Raw genomic sequence first — 17,877 nt, forward strand, 5'->3', positions numbered from 1 at the left:
GGATCCGAGGCGGCGCCGCGCTGGGGCCCCCCGCGAGGCTGGCGAGGACGGCCCACTGGGCAGCCCTCGCCGAGCCCAGCGGCGGCAGGACGTGGACGGCGCAGAGCGCGCCAGTGCCGGTCACGGTGCCGAGCGGGGGCCGGCCCGGGGCGGGCGTCGCGGCGGGCGCGATGCTGGCGCCGAGCGGTGCGACCCGCTCCGGGGCGTCCAGCTCCGCGACGCGCCAGGCGCCCGTGGGCTCGGCGCACGCGAGGAAGCGCGCGGCGGCCTCGACGAGCAGGCGGGCGGCCCCTGCGGCCGGGGCGCTGAGGGCTGATGCCCGGCCGCCGACCCAGAGGCGGAAGCCCTTCCCGGGCTCGGCGACCGCGCTGAGGTCGGCACCGGCGCCCAGCATGTCCCCCCGCCCGTCGTCGACCGCGAAGAGGAACCGGCCCGAGAGCCGGTCGAGGCCCGGCGTCTCACAGAGCAGACGGTCGAGGTCCGCGAGGACGCCCTCCACGTCCGCACAGCCGGTGCCGTCGAGACCGGCAAGCGGCGACGCGACCACGTTGCGGACCCGGTCACGCTCGACGGACGGCAGCAGCCCCGCGTGGAAGAGCCGGTCGGCCAGGGCCTGCCCCGCCGTCGCCGGCAGCCCCCGGACCTGCAGGTTCCCTCGAGACGTCAGGTGCAGCGCCCCGTCCCCGAGATCCGTTGCGACAGAGGCGATCTCGGCCAGCTGCTGGCCCGTGAGCCGACCCCCGGGGACGCGCACCCGCGCGAGGTGGCCGTCGTCCGCGGGATGCAGCCGCAGGGTGCCCGGGCAGCGGTCCTGTCCACCCCGGAGACGGCCGGCGGGGTCGGCGGCAGGCCGGTCGCAGGAGCGGCGAGGGGGTTCGACGGGTGACACGCCGCGGAGCATACCGACCTTGCGGACCCGGCCGGGGGTGCCGCTATGCTCGCCGGGGCGTCCACGAGGACGTCACTCCACACGGAGAGAGCACCAGGGGAGGAAGCCGGTTCGACTCCGGCACGGTCCCGCCACTGTGACCACGGCCCCGCCGTGGAAGTCAGGAACTCCCGCTCACTTCGCTCGCCCGGGGCGCGGTCACCCCAGGAAGAGGTGCAGCGTGACGCTGGCGTTGTTGTCGACATCCGACACCGACCTGCTGAGCGCTCGGTCGGCACACGGACCCGTCGCCTGGCGCTACGCCAACCCCACCCGGGTCGACGTGGAGGACCTGCCGGTGCTGCTCGACGGCACGGACCTGGTCGTCGTGAGACTGCTCGGCGGCCGGCGGGCGTGGCCCGAGGGACTCGCGGCGCTGCTGGCCGGACCCCGTCCGGTCGTGGTGCTCACCGGGGAGCAGGCGCCCGATGCCGAGCTGATGTCGCTGTCCACCGTGCCCGCGGGGGTCGCCGCGCAGGCGCACGCCTACCTGGCGCACGGGGGCCCGGGAAACCTCTCCCAGCTCGCGCGCTTCCTCTCCGACACCGTGCTGCTCACCGGTGAGGGCTTCGACCCGCCCGCGCCCGCGCCGTCGTGGGGGCGCCTCGAGCGGCCGGCGTCGGCCCTGCCGCGCGAGGCGCCCGCGGTGGCGGTGCTCTACTACCGGGCCCACCACCTGTCGGGCAACACCGCCTTCGTCCACGCGCTCTGCGACGCCGTCGAGCGGGCCGGCGGGCGGCCGCTGCCGCTCTGGTGCGCGTCCCTGCGGGCAGCCGAGCCGCAGCTGCTCGAGGCGCTCGCCGAGGCGGACGCCATCGTCACCACGGTCCTCGCGGCCGGCGGCTCGGTCCCCGCCGCCGCGCACGCCGGGGGGGCCGAGGACGCCTGGGACGCCGGCGCCCTCGCCCGGCTGGACCGACCGGTCCTGCAGGGGCTGTGCCTGACCGGCAGCCGCGCGGCCTGGGCCGCCAGCGGCGAGGGCCTGAGCCCCCTCGACGCCGCCACCCAGGTGGCGGTGCCCGAGTTCGACGGTCGCCTCATCACGGTTCCCTTCTCCTTCAAGGAGATCGATGCCGAGGGGCTGCCGGCCTACGTGCCCGACGCCGAGCGCGCCGACCGCGTCGCCGGGCTCGCCGTCGCACAGGCCCGGCTGCGGCACGTGGCACCGGGCCAGCACCGCCTCGCCCTCGTGCTCTCCGCCTACCCCACGAAGCACGCGCGCATCGGCAACGCCGTCGGCCTCGACACCGCCGCCAGCGCCGTGGCGCTGCTCCGGCGGCTGCGCGACGAGGGCTGGGACCTCGGCCCGGTGGAGGGGCCGCACGCGCTGCCCGGGCTCGCCAGCGGCGACGGGGACGACCTCATCCACGCCCTCATCGACGCCGGTGGCTACGACGAGAGCTGGCTCACCGAGGAGCAGCTGAAGGCCAACCCGGTGCGCATCCCGGCGGCCGACTACCGCCGCTGGTATGCCGAGCTGCCCGAGTCCCTGCGCGCCGACATCGAGCGGCACTGGGGACCGCCCCCGGGCGAGCTCTTCGTCGACCGCAGCGCCAACCCCGACGGCGACATCGTCCTCGCCGCGCTGCGGGCGGGCAACCTCCTCGTCCTGGTGCAGCCGCCCCGCGGCTTCGGCGAGAACCCCATCGCCATCTACCACGACCCGGACCTGCCACCCTCGCACCACTACCTCGCGGCATACCGCTGGATCGCGGCACCACGCGAGGAGGGCGGGTTCGGCGCCACGGCCATGGTCCACCTCGGCAAGCACGGCAACCTCGAGTGGCTGCCCGGCAAGAACGCGGGGCTCTCCGCCGAGTGCGCCCCGGACGCCGTGCTGGGCAACGTGCCGCTCGTCTACCCCTTCCTCGTCAACGACCCGGGGGAGGGCACGCAGGCCAAGCGCCGCGCCCACGCCGTCCTCGTCGACCACCTCGTGCCGCCCATGGCCCGGGCCGAGAGCTACGGCGACATCGCCCGGCTCGAGCAGCTGCTCGACGAGCACGCGAGCGTGGCGGCGCTCGACCCGGCGAAGCTGCCGGCGGTGCGGGCGCGGATCTGGACGCTGCTGCAGGCCGTGCGGATGGACCGCGACCTCGGCCTGCGCGACCGGCCCGACGACGAGCGCTTCGACGACATGATCATGCGGATCGACGGCTGGCTCTGCGAGATCAAGGACGCCCAGATCCGCGACGGCCTGCACGTCCTGGGCCAGGCGCCCACCGGCGGCGCCCGGGTCGACCTCGTGCTGGCGGTGCTGCGGGCCCGGCAGCTCTTCGGCGGCGCCGCTCCCGTGCTCGGGCTTCGAGAGGCGCTCGGGCACGACGAGTCCGGCACCGACCGCGCCGGCGCCGACCGCGCCGAGCATGCTGCCCGCGAGCTCGTCGAGACGCTGGACGCGGGCGGGTGGGACGACGGCGCGGTCGACAAGGCGGTCAGCCTCGTCCCGCCGGAGCGCGCGGACGCGGTGCGCCAGGTGCTCGACTTCGCCGTCCGTGAGGTGGCACCTCGCCTGGCGGCGACCGGCCAGGAGATCGACAACACGGTGCGCGCGCTGCGGGGCGGCTTCGTCGAGGCCGGGCCCTCCGGGTCCCCGCTGAGGGGGCTCGTCAGCGTGCTGCCCACCGGGCGCAACTTCTACTCCGTCGACCCGAAGGCCATCCCGAGCCAGCTGGCGTGGGAGACCGGGCAGCTGCTCGCCGAGTCCCTGCTCCAGCGGCACCGGGCCGACACCGGCGAGTGGCCGGCCTCCGTCGGCCTGTCGATGTGGGGCACCTCGGCCATGCGCACCGCGGGCGACGACATCGCGGAGGCGCTGGCGCTGCTCGGCATCCGGCCGCTGTGGGACGAGGCGTCGCGCCGGGTGACCGGCCTCGAGCCGCTCCCGCTGCAGGAGCTCGGGCGCCCCAGGATCGACGTCACGCTGCGCATCTCCGGCTTCTTCCGCGACGCCTTCCCCCACGTCGTGGCGCTGCTCGACGACGCGGTGCGCCTCGCCGCGAGCCTCGAGGAGGACCCGCGGGACAACCACGTGCGCGCCCACGTGCAGGCCGACCTCGCGTCGCACGGCGACGAGCGGCGGGCCACGACGAGGATCTTCGGCTCGCGGCCGGGGACCTACGGCGCCGGCCTGCTCCAGCTCATCGACTCCAAGGACTGGCGCACCGACGCCGACCTCGCCGAGGTCTACTCCGTGTGGGGGGGCTATGCCTACGGGCGCGGGCTCGACGGGTCCCCGGCCCGCGAGCAGATGGAGACGGCATACCGGCGCATCGCCGTCGCGGCGAAGAACACCGACACCCGCGAGCACGACATCGCCGACTCCGACGACTACTTCCAGTACCACGGCGGCATGGTCGCCGCCGTCCGCGCGCTCACCGGCACCGCGCCGGCCGCCTACGTCGGCGACAGCACCCGGCCCGAGACGGTGCGCACCCGCTCCCTGCACGAGGAGACGTCGCGGGTCTTCCGGGCCCGGGTCGTCAACCCGCGCTGGATGGAGGCGATGCGCCGCCACGGCTACAAGGGCGCCTTCGAGATGGCGGCCACCGTGGACTACCTCTTCGGCTACGACGCGACCACCGGGGTGGTGGACGACTGGATGTACGAGCGGCTCACCGAGGAGTACGTCCTCGACGAGACCAACCGGGCCTTCCTGCAGGCCAGCAACCCGTGGGCGCTGCACGGCATGGCCGAGCGCCTCCTCGAGGCCGTCTCACGCGGCCTGTGGGAGCGCCCCGAAGCCGGCCTCGTGGCCCGGCTGCAGGAGGTCTATCTCGACACCGAGGGCGAGCTGGAGGGCGGTTCCCGATGACGACGACCTATCCCTTCTCGGCGGTCGTCGGCATGGACGACCTCGCCCTGGCGCTGTGCCTCTGCGCGGTCCACCCCCGGATCGGCGGGGTGCTCGTGCGCGGAGAGAAGGGCACCGCCAAGTCGACGATGGTGCGCGCCCTGGCGGCGGTGCTGCCCCCCCTCGAGACGGTCGCGGGGTGCCGGTTCAGCTGCGACCCGCTCGCCCCGGACGCCGCGTGCCCCGACGGGCCGCACCCGGCAGCGGCCGACGGGACCGGCGCCCGCCGCCCCGTCCGCCTCGTCGAGCTGCCCCTCGGCGCCAGCGAGGACCGGGTCGTCGGATCGCTCCACCTCGACCGGCTCGTCGCCCACGGCGAGGTCGCCTTCGACCCCGGTCTGCTGGCCCAGGCCAACCGCGGCATCCTCTACGTCGACGAGGTCAACCTCCTGCCGGACCACCTCGTCGACACCCTGCTCGACGCCGCCGCGATGGGGCGGGTGCAGGTGGAGCGCGAGGCGGTCTCGGTCAGCCACGCCGCCTCCTTCGTGCTCGTGGGCACGATGAACCCCGAGGAGGGCGAGCTGCGACCGCAGCTGCTCGACCGCTTCGGCCTGGCGGTGGACGTCGTGGCCGACCGTGAGCCCGGCCGGCGGGTCGAGGTGGTGCGCCGGCGCCTCGCCTTCGAGGCGGACCCGGTGGCCTTCGCCGCGGACCACGCGGCCGCGGATGCCGCGCTGGCGCAGCGCATCGCCGACGCGCGCGAGCACGTCGCCAAGGTCACGCTCCCCGACTCGGCGCTCGTGAGCATCGCCGAGGTGTGCGCGGCATACGACCTCGACGGTCTGCGCGGCGACATCGTCATGGCCCGGACCGCCGTCGCCCACGCCGCGTGGTCGGGGCGGGACGTCGTCGGGCCCGCGGACGTCCGCGCGGCGGCGCGCCTCGCCCTGCCGCACCGCCGGCGCCGCAGCCCCTTCGACAGCCAGGGCGAGGGCGGCGACGGCTCCCTCGAGGAGGTCCTCGACCGGCACGCGCCGCCCGACGACGAGCCCGAGCCGCCCGACGGGCCCGGCCCGCAGGGGCCGGACCGGCGGGAGACGGGGACGCCAGCGCAGGACGACGCCGGCCCGTCGGAGGCGGAGGCGCCTGGGCAGGACGAGTCCCCGCCGGGGGAGCCCGGTCCCGGGCCCGGACCCCGGACGCGCGGTCAGGCAGCGGGGGACCCGTATGCCGCCCGGCTCCTGCAGGTGCGGCGCGCGGGCCGGGGCGTGGCGGGCCGCCGGTCCCTGGCGGTGACCGCGGTCGGCCGCCACGTCCGCGACGTCCTCCCGGGAGACCCGCGGGGGCAGGGTGTCTCCGTCGTCGGCAGCGTCCGCGCCTCGGTGCGCCGGCAGGCGGCCGCGGCGGGGCGGAATCCGGGGCTCGCCGGGCCGGTCCGCCTCACCGGCGCCGACCTGCGGCGCAGCCTGCGCCTCGGGCGGGAGGGCAACCTCGTCGTCTTCGCCGTCGACACGTCGGGCTCGATGGGCGCCGCCCGGCGGGTCCGGGAGGTCAAGACGGCCGTCGTGTCGCTGCTCCTCGACGCCTACCAGCGTCGCGACAAGGTCGCCGTCGTGGCCTTCGGCGGCCGCACCGCCCGGGTCGTGCTGCCGCCGACGTCCAGCGTGGAGCGCGCCGAGCGGCTGCTCGCCGAGGTGCCGACCGGGGGCCGCACCCCGCTCGCGGAGGGCCTCGCCGCCGCCCGTGAGCTCGTCGCCCGCGAGCAGGCCAGGGACCCCGACCGCAGGCCGCTCGTGCTGCTGCTCACCGACGGACGCGCCACGAGCGGGCCGGACGCGCTGCGCCGGGCCCTGGCCACGGCGGAGCGGTCCCGGCTCGGCCACGGGGAGTGGGTCGTGCTCGACTGCGAGGCCACGGGCCCGGTCCGGCTCGGGCTCGCCCGCGCCGTCGCGGCGGCGCTGGGCGCCGACTGCCTGGACCTCGGGGAGGTCGCCGCCGCGCGGCTCGCGGGCACCGTGCGCGGCCGCCGGCCCGGGCGGCCCACGGGCAGGAGGGTGGCCTGATGCCCCAGGGACAGCCGGTCGCCGTGCCGGAGGACGGTCTCACGACCCGGCAGCGACGCAACCGGGCGCTGCTCATGGTGCACACCGGCGAGATGAAGGGAAAGTCGACCGCGGCCTTCGGCCTCGGCCTGCGCGGCTGGAACCAGGGCTGGGACCTCGCCGTGTTCCAGTTCGTCAAGTCCGCGCGGTGGCGGGTCGGCGAGGAGGCGGCCTTCCGGGCGCTGGGCGACCTGCACGAGCGGACCGGCCAGGGCGGGCCGGTGCAGTGGCACAAGATGGGCGAGGGCTGGAGCTGGTCCCGCAAGCAGGGCGACGAGCAGGACCACGCCGAGGCGGCCCTGCAGGGCTGGCGCGAGATCGCCCGACGCCTCGCCGCCCGGGCCCACGACCTCTACATCCTCGACGAGTTCACCTACCCCCTGAAGTGGGGCTGGGTCGACACCGACGAGGTCGTCGCCACGCTGCGCGACCGGCCGGGGCACCAGCACGTCGTCATCACGGGACGCGACGCGCCCGAGGCGCTCGTGGAGGCGGCCGACCTCGTCACGCACATGACCAAGGTGAAGCACCCGATGGACTCGGGACAGAAGGGGCAGCGGGGGATCGAGTGGTGACCGGACCGGGCCTCGCCCTGCCCCGGGTGGTCGTCGCCGCGCCCGGGTCCGGCCACGGCAAGACCATGCTCGCCACCGGCATCATGGCCGCGCTGCGGGCCCGCGGCGACGTGGTGTCCCCGCACAAGGTGGGCCCCGACTACATCGACCCGGGCTACCACGCGCTCGCCGCGGGCCGCCCCGGCCGCAACCTCGACCCGTACCTGCAGGGAGAGCACCTGGTCGCGCCCCTGCTCGCGCACGCGGCGCTGACGCCCGAGCCGGCGACCATCGCCGTCATCGAGGGCGTGATGGGCCTCTTCGACGGGCTGATCGGCTCGGCAGGGTTCAGCTCGACCGCCCACGTGGCCCGCCTCGTGCAGGCACCGGTCGTCCTCGTCGTCGACTGCACGGCCACCGCACGCAGCGTGGGCGCCGTCGTGCACGGCTTCTCCCGGTTCGACGAGGCGGTGCGCGTGGCCGGGGTCGTGCTCAACAACGTCGCCTCGGCCCGCCACGAGCAGGAGGCGCGCGACGGCGTCGCGGCGACCGGGGTGCCCGTGCTCGGCTGCGTGCCGCGCCGGCCCGACGTCGTGGTCCCGAGCCGGCACCTCGGGCTCGTCCCCGCGGCGGAGCGCCGACCAGAGGCCGACGACGCGGTGGGCGCCCTGTCCGAGCTCGTGCAGGCGCACGTCGACCTCGACGCGCTCCGCGGCCTCGCCGCGTCGGCGCCCCGTCTCGACGCCGCGCCGTGGTCGGCCGCCGCGGCGGTGGGGGAGCCGGTGCCGGGCCGCCCCCGGGTGGCTGTCGCCGCCGGGCGGGCCTTCACCTTCGGGTATGCCGAGACGACCGAGCTGCTCGAGGCCGCCGGCGCCGACGTCGTGGCCTTCGACCCCCTGCGTGACCCGGTGCTGCCGCCGGGGACGGCCGGCCTGGTCATCGGCGGCGGCTTCCCCGAGGTCCACGCCCACGCCTTGTCGCACAACGCCTCGCTGCGCGACAGCGTCACGGCGCTGGTGCGCCGCGGAGGCGTCGTCGCCGCCGAGTGCGCGGGGCTGCTCTACCTCGGCCGGGCGCTGCAGGGCGAGCCGATGTGCGGGGTGCTGCCGTTCACCGCGGCCCTGGGGCCACGGCTCACGCTGGGCTACCGCGCCGCCGTGGCGACCGTCGACACCCTGCTCACGCGGGCCGGTGAGCGCGTCACCGGCCACGAGTTCCACCGCACCGTCATCGAGCCGCTCCCCCTCGCACCGGCAGCGGAGCACCTCGACGCCGGGGCGCCCTGGGCCTGGACGGCACACGACGGCACCACCGTCCGGGAGGGCTTCGCGACGGACCGCCTGCACGCCTCCTACCTGCACGTCCACTGGGCTGGGCACCCCCGCCTTGCCCGGCGCTTCGTCGAGGCGGCCGCCGCCTCGGCAGGGGAGGCCGCCGCATGAGAGTCGTCCTCGGCGTCGGCGGCCGCCCCGGTGGCGACGCCGACGAGCTCGCCGCGCTGGTGCGCACGTGCCTCGTCGGGCTCGACCTCGCGGTCGGTGACGTCAGCGTCGTGGCGACGCTCGACCGCCGAGCGGCCGAGCCGGGCGTGCGCGACGTGGCCGGCCGGCTCGGCGCACGCGTGGTCGCGGTCGACCCCCACACCCTGGCGGCGCAGGACGTCCCACATCCGAGCGAGCTGGTCCGGCGGCATACGGCGGCATCGGGCGTCGCCGAGGCAGCCGTCCTGGCGGTGGGGGCCCGGCTCCTCGCCTCCAAGCGGCGCTCCGCCGCCTGGACCGTGGCCGTCGGCCGGCTCGAGACCACCGAGGAGGACCGATGAGCACCCACGACGCCGTGTCGGAGCGAGCAGTCGCGGCAGGGCGGTGGACGCCTGCCGAGCGGGTGCGGCTCACCGCGATCCTCGGCGTCGTCACGGCGCTGCACGTCGCCGGAGTGAGCCTCTACCTGGCCTACCAGGGCGACATCGCGGGCGCCGGCGGGGTCGCGGGCGCCGGGGCGCTGGCCTACGTCCTCGGCATGCGCCACGCCTTCGACGCCGACCACATCGCCGCCATCGACGACACCACGCGCGTCATGCTGCTGCGCGGCCGGCGGCCCGTCGGGGTGGGGTTCTTCTTCGCCATGGGCCACTCGACGGTGGTCGTCGTGCTGGCGCTCGTGGTGGCCGCGGCGGCGGGAAGCCTCTCGCAGGCGGGGGTCGACTCCCTGCGCAGCATCGGCGGCGCCGTCGCCGTGGTCGTCGCCATGCTCTTCCTGCTCGTGGTGGCCAGCCTCAACGCCCGCGTGCTCGGCACCCTCGTGCGGCTGTGGCGCCGCCTTCGCTCCGGCGTGGACGCCGCGGACGAGGTCGAGCACGCGCTCCTCTCCCGCGGGGTGCTGAACCGGCTGCTGGGCGGCCGCATCCGGGGGCTCATCCAGCACTCGTGGCACATGTACCCGGTGGGGCTGCTCATGGGGCTGGGTCTCGAGACGGCCAGTGAGGTGACCCTGCTCGCGCTGTCCGCCTCGTCGGCGGCGGGCGGTCGGCTGCCGCTCACGGCCGTGCTCAGCCTGCCCCTGCTCTTCGCCGCCGGGATGTCGATGTTCGACACGGCAGACTCGCTGGTGATGACGCGCATCTACTCGTGGAGCTATCGGGAGCCGGCGCGCACCCTGCTGTTCAACATCGCCACGACGGCCATGACCGTGCTCATCGCCGGGTTCGTCGCCGTGGTCTACCTGGCGGGGGCGCTCGTCGACTACGGCGGCGTCGAGGCGCTGGCGCCCCTGGCCGCGGTGGGCGACGACTTCGAGCTGCTCGGCTACGGCATCGCCGGGGCCTTCGTGCTGACCTGGCTCGCCGCGTTCGGCGTCTGGCGATGGAGCGCACGTGAGCGCTGAGACGACGCCCGCGGGGGTCGACCTGCTCCACCACGGTGACGACGAGGCCGCCGAGGGGCTGCTCGACTTCGCCGTCAACGTCTCGTCGCACCGCCCCCCGGCCTGGCTCGCCGACCGCCTCCGGGCTGCGGTGGACGGCCTCGGCCGTTACCCGGACCCCCGGCCGGCCCGGCGGGCGCTGGCCGCGCTGCACGGCATACCGGAGGACTGCGTCCTCGTCGTCGCGGGCGCGGCCGAGGCGTTCACCCTGGTCGCCGGCCTGCCCTGGCGCCGGCCCGTCGTGGTGCACCCTCAGTTCACCGAGCCGGACGCCGCCCTGCGCGCCCACGGCCACGACGTCGAGTGGGCCCTGCTCGACCCCGCGGACGGCTTCTCCATGCACGGCAAGCCAGCCGTCGACCCCTTGGCGGACCTCGTCGTCGTGGGCAACCCGACCAACCCCACCTCCCGCGTGCACGCCGCGCCGGACCTGTTGAGGCTGTGCGCCCCGGGGCGCCTGCTCCTCGTCGACGAGGCGTTCCTGGATGCCGTCGAGCCGCCCGAGCGGCCGGTGAGCAGCCTGGTGCCACGCGCGGCGCGGGCCGACGGCGTGGCGGTGGTGCGCAGCCTGACGAAGACCTTCGCCATTCCCGGCCTGCGGGTCGGCTACGTCGTGGGCCGGCCGGACGTGCTGCGGGCCCTTCGCCGGCGGCAGCCGCGATGGGCGGTCGGCTCCCTGGCCTGCGCGGCCGCGGTCGCCTGCGCCGGCGAGGACGGCCAGCGGCACGCCGCCGACCACCGGCGGGCGCTCCCGGCACGGCTCGACGCCTTGTCCGGCGGGCTGACCCGCGCCGGGCTGCACGTGGTGCGCGAGCCGCGGGCACCCTTCGTCCTGGCCCGTCACCCCCAGGGCCACGTGGTGCGAGAACGCCTGCGGGACAAGGGGATCGCCGTCCGCCGCGGCGACACGTTCCCCGGGCTGGGGCCGCAGTGGCTGCGGTTCGCCGCACGTGGGCCCGGCGACCTGGACCGGCTCCTGGCCGGGCTGCGGCAGGCCACCCGACCGGAGGAGACGACATGACGCTGCCACCACACGTGTTCCCCGAGGCGGCCCGGCAGGCGCTGCACGACGTCCTGCGACACCGCCGGGACATCCGCCGTGGCTTCACCCCGCAGCCCGTCGACGAGCCGGTCCTCACCCGGGTGCTGACCGCGGCGCACCGCGCCCCCAGCGTGGGCCTCAGCCAGCCGTGGGACTTCCTGCTGCTGACCGACGAGGAGCAGCGCAGGAGCGTCCAGCGGCTCGCCGCCGCCCAGCGCGACCGGTTCGCGGCGAGCCTGCCGGGGGCTCGGGCGCGGATGTTCGACGGGCTCAAGGTCGAGGCCATCCTCGAGGCCCCCCTCAACATCGTGGTGACGTGCGACCCCACCCGCGGTGGGCCGTTCACGCTCGGTCGGCACGCGGACCCGCGCATGGCCTCCTTCTCGGCCGCCCTGGCCGTGCAGAACCTGTGGCTCGCTGCCCGCGCCGAGGGCCTGGGCGTGGGCTGGGTGAGCTTCTTCGACCCCGTCGAGCTCGCCGACCTGCTCGGGCTGCCCGCCCACGTCGAGGTCGTCGCCTACCTGTGCGTGGGCCACGTCGCCCACTTCCCCCCTGCCCCCGAGCTCGCCCTCGCGGGGTGGGCTCGGACCCGGCCGCTCGGCTGGGCCGTCCACCACGGCGCCTGGGGGCGGCGCCGCCGACCCGGAGGAGAACCTGTGACCGTGCTGGAGGAGACCACGTCGGCCATCGAGCCGGTCTCGGCGTCCGCGCTGGCCGAGGCGCAGCAGCGCCAGGGCTCGCTCACCAAGCCGCCGGGGGCGCTCGGCAGGCTGGAGGAGCTCGGCAACCGGCTCTGTGCCATGTATGCCGCCTGCCCGCCTCCGCTGCCCGAGCCGGTGGCCGTCGCCGTCTTCGCGGCGGACCACGGCGTCCACGCGCAGGGCGTGTCGCCCTGGCCCCAGGAGGTCACCGGTCAGATGGTCGCCAACTTCCTCGCCGGCGGCGCGGCGGTCAACGCGCTCGCGCGCCAGTGCGGCGCCGAGGTGAGTGTCGTCGACGTCGGGGTGGCGGTCGACCTCGGCGACGCGCCAGGTCTCGTGCGGCGCAAGGTCCGTCGTGGCACCGCCGACCTCACGGCCGCGCCGGCCATGACCGCCGAGGAGGCCCAGCAGGCCATCGAGACCGGCATCGACGTGGCGCGCGACCTCGTCGCCCAGGGCAACCGGCTCCTCGTCGCCGGTGACATGGGCATCGCCAACACGACCGCCTCCGCCGCGCTGGTGGCGGTGTTCACGGGCCGCCCCGTGCACGAGGTGACCGGCCGCGGCACGGGGATCGACGACGCGACCCTGGCGCACAAGATGTCCGTCGTGAGCCGCGCCCTCGACCTCCACCGGCCGACCGCAGCGCACCCGCTGGGAGCCCTGGCCTGCGTCGGCGGGCTCGAGCACGCGGCGATCGTGGGCTTCCTGCTCGGGGCGGCCGCCCTGCGGACGCCCGTCGTCCTGGACGGGCTCATCGCCTGCTCCGCGGCACTCGTCGCTCGTGCCGTCGCCCCCACGGCCGCCGACTACTGGATCGCGGGTCACCGCTCGTCCGAGCCCGGCGCGTCTGCCGCCCTCGCAGCACTCGGGCTGGAGCCCCTCGTCGACCTGGGTCTCCGGCTGGGCGAGGGCTCCGGAGCCCTCCTCGCGGTCCCGACCGTGCAGGCCGCGGCCCGCGTCCTGCGCGACATGGCGACGTTCGACTCCGCGGGCGTGACCGGCAAGGCATGAGGGGCGGGCAGGAGGTCCGGCTGACCCTTCCCCTGTCGGGGCGCCGGGTGGTGGTCGTCGGAGGCGGGCCGGCGGCGCTGCGCCGCGTGTCCCGGCTGCTGCGTGCCCGCGCGCGCGTCGAGATCGTGGCCCCGCGCGTGGAGGCGGCGCTGGAGGACCTCGCGGCCCGAGGCGAGGTGGCGTGGCACCCGCGGACCCTGCGGCCGGGTGACCTCGACGACGCGTGGCTCGTCGTCGCGGCCACGGGCGACGCCGAGGACGACGAGCGGGTGGTGGCGGAGGCGGAGAGCGCCGGCCGGTGGGCGATCTCGCCGGGGCACGGCGCGCTCGACGAGGTGGGTGCGGCAACCGCGCCGGTCGACGGGTGGCCCGGCCTCGCGCCCGGCAGCGTGACCCTGGTGGGCGGCGGGCCCGGTGACGAGGGCCTCGTCACGGTCGCCGGCGCGCGGGCCGTGCGGGCCGCCGAGGTGCTCGTCGTCGACCGCCTCGCGCCGCTCGCCCTGCTCGACTCGGTGGCCGCCGACGCCGAGATCGTGGACGTCTCGAAGATCCCCCGGGGCCGCTCGACCGCCCAGGAGGACATCAACGCCGTGCTCGTCGAGCGCGCCCGCGCCGGTCGCCGGGTCGTTCGGCTGAAGGGCGGGGATCCCTACGTGTTCGGTCGCGGCATGGAGGAGGCGCAGGCCTGTGCCGAGGCGGGAGTCCCGGTGCACGTCATCCCGGGGGTGACCTCTGCCGTCGCCGGCCCCGCCCTCGCCGGGATCCCGGTGACGCACCGCGGCGTGTCCCAGGGCTTCACGGTCGTGTCCGGCCACGTGCCGCCGGGCGACCCGCTGAGCACCGTGGACTGGGACGCCGTGGCCCGGACGGGGACGACCCTGGTCCTGCTCATGGCCGTGCACACGTTGCCCGACATCGCGGCCGCCCTCGTCACGGCCGGGCTGTCCCGGTCCACTCCGCTCGCCGGCGTGATGGACGCGGGGCTGCCGAGCCAGCGCTCGCTGCTGACCTCCGTCGGTGAGGTCGTCGAGAGGGGGCGGCCCGAAGGGCTGCGCCCGCCCGCCATCATCGTCATCGGCCAGACCGCCGCCTTCGTCACGCTCTCAAGGTGATTCGCGTGTATCACCGCCGGCCGTGCGACCTCTTTGGGTCACCGGTGCCTCCTGGCCCGGTCAGAGCGAGCGCCAAGACGGGAGAAGGACTCATGGCGAAGCTGGAGGCCCAGACCAACCCGCTCATCGTCGACCGGGAGGCGGGCGATCCCGACGCGTCGACGACGATCACGTACGACAAGCTCGACGACGAGGTGCTGTGGCTGCGGCCGCCCGGCGGAGGCTGGACGAGCCCCAACCCGTTCGTCCTCACCGGCCAGCCGACCGCCGATCGGACGGGGACGTTCGTCGTCACGTTGACGCCGGGACAGATCCACGACGTCGCGATCTTCCAGCGGGACCGCGTGCCGATCGACGACCAGGTCGTGCAGACCCGGGCGGAGGCATTCCTCAAGGTCTTCTGCCTGTGGAAGGAGCCGGAGAACCGCACGCTGGTCACCGACGAGAACAGCGAGACCGGGGGCACGTGGCACGGGCACCACATCCACACCAACGTCGCGACGAGCCTCGCCGTCGTCGGCGCCAGCCGCACGCCGCCGCTCCTCGACGCCAACGGCATACCGCACCTGGTCGGCGCCGACGGCGGACCGGCCTTCCCGGCGGGTTTCGGCATCGACCACGTGGTCGAGCTGCGGCCGCTCCTGCCGGGCAACCACTACTTCTTCACGGCACTCGTCACCGACACCTTCGGCAACTGGGAGGTGATGGCCCGCCAGTTCACCACGCTGCGCCGCCAGCTCACCGTCGAGTTCCCCACGCTGCACGTCTTCAACGACGGCGACTCCTCGTCCCATGGAGAAGCGCACTTCACCTTCCGCGTCATGCACGGAAGCCCGCAGAGCCCCAAGGTGATCCAGGACTTCGACCGGCCCACGGCCGACATCGACGACTGGGGCGAGACGGACCGCCCCTACTCCCTGGGCTTCGCCCACGTGGGCGCGCCGACCACCGTGCACGTGGAGGAGCAGGAGGTGTGGGTCGCCTCGTGGGGCACCGAGGAGGACGGGTTCCTCGAATCCGACGAAGGGGCAGGCAACTTCGGGGTGCGGCTGCCGCTGCCGGCCGGCAAGAACCTCGAGAGCGTCTCCAACGCGCCGCTGTTTCTGGACTGCCCCCCGACGACCACCGGAGACGACTTCCACTACGGCGTGGACGTCAGGTGGTCGGTCGGCTACGTCCCCTGACCGGCGACGGCCTAGCGTTGCCCCCGTGACACCACCGCGACCTCCAGAGGAAGGACCTTGATGGCGCGCAGTGCCCGCGCGGCCGGACTGCTCCTCGGGTATGCCGCGGACGCGCTCCTCGGCGACCCACGCCGTGGCCACCCGGTCGCGGCCTTCGGCCGGCTGGCTCGGTCCTGCGAACGAGTGACCTACGGGGACAGTCGACTTCGCGGGACGGGCCACGCCATCCTGCTCGTCGGCGGGACGGCGGCCCTCGGCGCCGTGGCCCAGCGCGCGGTCCGCAGGTCGCCGTGGGCCCAGACCGTGCTGGCCGCCGTCGCGACGTGGACGGTCCTCGGCGGCCGGAGCCTGGTCGTGGAGGCCGAGGCGATGCGTGCTCTCCTCGCCACGGACGACGTGGCGAGGGCGCGGCGGCGCCTGTCCCACCTCTGCTCCCGTGACGCGTCCGCGCTCGGCGCCGACGACCTCGCCCGTGCGGCGCTGGAGTCGGTGGCCGAGAACACGTCCGACGCGGTCGTCGCGCCGCTCCTGTGGGGTGCCGTCGCGGGAGTGCCGGGCCTGCTGGGCTACCGGGCCGTCAACACCCTGGACGCCATGGTGGGCTACCGCACCTCGCGGTACGCCAACTTCGGCTGGGCCTGCGCCCGGCTCGACGACGTCGCCAACTGGGTGCCCGCCCGGGTGGCCGCGGCCCTGTGCGTGCTGGCCGCGCCGGTGGTCGGGGGCGTGCGACGGGCGGCGTGGACGGTCTGGCTCCGGGACGCCCCGGCGCACCCGAGCCCCAACGCCGGCCGCGTGGAGGCCGCGTTCGCCGGGGCGCTCGGCGTCCGGCTCGGTGGGGCGAGCGTGTATGCCGGTCACCGCGAGGACCGGGGGGTCCTCGACGGAGGACGGACGGCGACCGCGCACGACCTCGCGCGGGCGTCGAGCCTCTCCCGACTCGTGGGGGCCGGCAGCGCCGCCCTCGCGGCGGCGTCGGTGCTCGCGACCCGGTGGCCGGGCCGGCGGCGGGTGGGCGCCCGATGACGCGGGGGCTGCTCGTGGCCGGCACGACGTCGGATGCCGGCAAGAGCCTCGTCACGGCCGGCCTGTGCCGGTGGCTCGCCCGATCCGGCGTCTCGGTCGCTCCCTTCAAGGCGCAGAACATGTCCAACAACTCCATGGTGTGCCCAGACGGCGCCGAGATCGGCCGGGCCCAGTGGCTGCAGGCCGTCGCCTGCGGCGTGCCGCCCGAGGCCGCGATGAACCCCGTCCTGCTCAAGCCCGGGTCGGACCGGCGCTCGCACGTCGTGCTGCTGGGCCGCCCGTGGGGGGAGCTGGAGGCGGGGGAGTGGGCGACCGGTCGCCGGGCCCTCGCGGCCGCGGCCTTCGCCGCCTTCGGCGACCTGTCGAGCCGCTACGACGTCGTCATCGCCGAGGGTGCGGGCAGCCCGGCCGAGATCAACCTGCGCGAGGGCGACTACGTCAACATGGGGCTGGCCCGGGCGGTCGACCTCCCCGTGGTCGTCGTCGGCGACATCGACCGCGGGGGCGTGCTGGCGGCGATGTACGGCACCCTGGCGCTGCTCTCCGCCGAGGACCAGGCCCACGTGCGTGGCTGGGTCGTCAACAAGTTCCGCGGGGACCTCGACCTGCTGCGTCCGGGGCTGACCATGCTCGAGGAGCGCACGCGTCGTCCGGTGCTCGGCGTGCTGCCCTTCCTCCCCGACGTGTGGCTGGACTCCGAGGACGCCCTGGCGCTCGCGGGGTGGCGGGAGGCCGCGCGCTCCACCGACGAGCCGCCCGGCTCGGGGACCCTCGACGTCGCGGTCGTGCGCCTGCCGCGCATCTCCAACGCCACCGATGTCGACGCCCTCGCCGCCGAGCCGGGCGTGCGGGTGCACCTCACCGCGGACCCGTTGGTGGTGGAGGGGGCAGACCTCGCGGTGCTGCCCGGAAGCCGGGCCACCCTCTCCGACCTCGCCTGGCTGCGCTCCCGCCGGATCGACGCGGCGCTCGCCGCCCGGGCCGCCGGCTCGAGGCCGGTGCTCGGCATCTGCGGCGGCTACCAGATGCTCGCCCGCGACCTCGTCGACGACCTGGGCGTCGAGGCCCCGACCCCGCAGTGGCGCAGCGGTCTCGGCCTGCTGCCGACGACCGTCCGCTTCCACCGCGACAAGCGCCTCGGCACCCCGACGGGCTCGTGGTGCGGTGAGGTGGTCACGGCATACGAGATCCACCACGGGGTCGCGGCGTGGCGCGACCCGAACGGCGCGCGGCCCTTCCTCGACGGGCTCGAGGACGGCGTCGTCTACGGGACGACGTGGCACGGCGCCTTCGAGAACGACGGGTTCCGCAGGGCCTTCCTCGCCCGCGTCGCAGCCGCGGCCGGGTCGTCGTGGACCCCGGCGCCCGGCGCCCCCGGATTCGCCCAGCGCCGCGAGGCGATGCTCGACCGGCTGGCGGACGCGGTCGAGGAGCACCTGGACACCGCCGCGTTGCTCGCGATGGTCGACGGCCCGGGGTCTACGGTGCCGTCATGA

At 75.8% G+C, this 17,877-nt stretch carries 13 protein-coding genes and 1 riboswitch; of the genes, 12 read left to right on the forward strand and 1 reads right to left on the reverse strand.

Annotation, left to right across the window (positions count from 1 at the left end):
- Positions 1-889, reverse strand: an 889-nt coding sequence (locus VFJ94_RS14030) for a hypothetical protein (RefSeq protein WP_325004841.1), incomplete at its 3' end; no start/stop codon positions are given.
- 97 nt (positions 890-986) lie between these two features.
- Positions 987-1,061, forward strand: a riboswitch (adenosylcobalamin (AdoCbl) riboswitch).
- Between the two features lie 48 nt (positions 1,062-1,109).
- Between VFJ94_RS14030 and cobN the strand changes: the two genes are divergently transcribed.
- From cobN to VFJ94_RS14090, 12 genes are all read left to right on the forward strand, one after another.
- Positions 1,110-4,742 carry a cobaltochelatase subunit CobN gene (cobN, locus tag VFJ94_RS14035; RefSeq protein WP_325004842.1) on the forward strand — a complete coding sequence of 1,211 codons (3,633 nt, stop codon included), beginning with the start codon at positions 1,110-1,112 and terminating at the stop codon, positions 4,740-4,742.
- Positions 4,739-6,787, forward strand: coding sequence for a VWA domain-containing protein (locus VFJ94_RS14040; protein ID WP_325004843.1), 2,049 nt, complete (start codon positions 4,739-4,741; stop codon positions 6,785-6,787). Before cobN ends, VFJ94_RS14040 begins: the two co-directional genes overlap by 4 nt.
- Positions 6,787-7,401 (forward strand): cob(I)yrinic acid a,c-diamide adenosyltransferase, encoded by a 615-nt coding sequence (gene cobO / locus VFJ94_RS14045; RefSeq protein WP_325004844.1) that lies wholly within the window; start codon positions 6,787-6,789, stop codon positions 7,399-7,401. The genes VFJ94_RS14040 and cobO overlap by 1 nt, the downstream gene beginning before the upstream one ends.
- Complete coding sequence (locus tag VFJ94_RS14050) at positions 7,398-8,822, forward strand: cobyrinate a,c-diamide synthase (RefSeq protein ID WP_325004845.1); 1,425 nt, start codon at positions 7,398-7,400, stop codon at positions 8,820-8,822. Before cobO ends, VFJ94_RS14050 begins: the two co-directional genes overlap by 4 nt.
- Positions 8,819-9,202, forward strand: coding sequence for a cobalamin biosynthesis protein (locus VFJ94_RS14055; RefSeq protein ID WP_325004846.1), 384 nt, complete (start codon positions 8,819-8,821; stop codon positions 9,200-9,202). Before VFJ94_RS14050 ends, VFJ94_RS14055 begins: the two co-directional genes overlap by 4 nt.
- Entirely contained in the window at positions 9,199-10,263 is a 1,065-nt protein-coding gene (locus tag VFJ94_RS14060; RefSeq protein ID WP_325004847.1) for a HoxN/HupN/NixA family nickel/cobalt transporter, read from the forward strand. The genes VFJ94_RS14055 and VFJ94_RS14060 overlap by 4 nt, the downstream gene beginning before the upstream one ends.
- On the forward strand, positions 10,253-11,323 hold the full coding sequence (gene cobC / locus VFJ94_RS14065) for an Rv2231c family pyridoxal phosphate-dependent protein CobC (RefSeq protein ID WP_325004848.1): 1,071 nt from the start codon (positions 10,253-10,255) through the stop codon (positions 11,321-11,323). Before VFJ94_RS14060 ends, cobC begins: the two co-directional genes overlap by 11 nt.
- The gene (cobT, locus tag VFJ94_RS14070; RefSeq protein WP_325004849.1) at positions 11,320-13,059 is read left to right on the forward strand and encodes a nicotinate-nucleotide--dimethylbenzimidazole phosphoribosyltransferase; all 1,740 of its coding nucleotides are present in this window, start codon (positions 11,320-11,322) and stop codon (positions 13,057-13,059) included. The genes cobC and cobT overlap by 4 nt, the downstream gene beginning before the upstream one ends.
- Positions 13,056-14,171, forward strand: coding sequence for a uroporphyrinogen-III C-methyltransferase (gene cobA / locus VFJ94_RS14075; RefSeq protein ID WP_325004850.1), 1,116 nt, complete (start codon positions 13,056-13,058; stop codon positions 14,169-14,171). The genes cobT and cobA overlap by 4 nt, the downstream gene beginning before the upstream one ends.
- Before the next feature lie 92 nt (positions 14,172-14,263).
- Positions 14,264-15,355 carry a hypothetical protein gene (locus tag VFJ94_RS14080; protein WP_325004851.1) on the forward strand — a complete coding sequence of 364 codons (1,092 nt, stop codon included), beginning with the start codon at positions 14,264-14,266 and terminating at the stop codon, positions 15,353-15,355.
- A 60-nt stretch (positions 15,356-15,415) separates the two neighbouring features.
- Positions 15,416-16,381: a cobalamin biosynthesis protein gene (locus VFJ94_RS14085; RefSeq protein ID WP_325004852.1), complete on the forward strand. Its 966-nt coding sequence runs from the start codon at positions 15,416-15,418 to the stop codon at positions 16,379-16,381.
- Positions 16,378-17,877 carry a cobyric acid synthase gene (locus VFJ94_RS14090; protein WP_325004853.1) on the forward strand — a complete coding sequence of 500 codons (1,500 nt, stop codon included), beginning with the start codon at positions 16,378-16,380 and terminating at the stop codon, positions 17,875-17,877. Before VFJ94_RS14085 ends, VFJ94_RS14090 begins: the two co-directional genes overlap by 4 nt.

This window comes from Intrasporangium sp. (assembly GCF_035688975.1).
Taxonomy (GTDB): Bacteria; Actinomycetota; Actinomycetes; order Actinomycetales; family Dermatophilaceae; genus CALMNV01.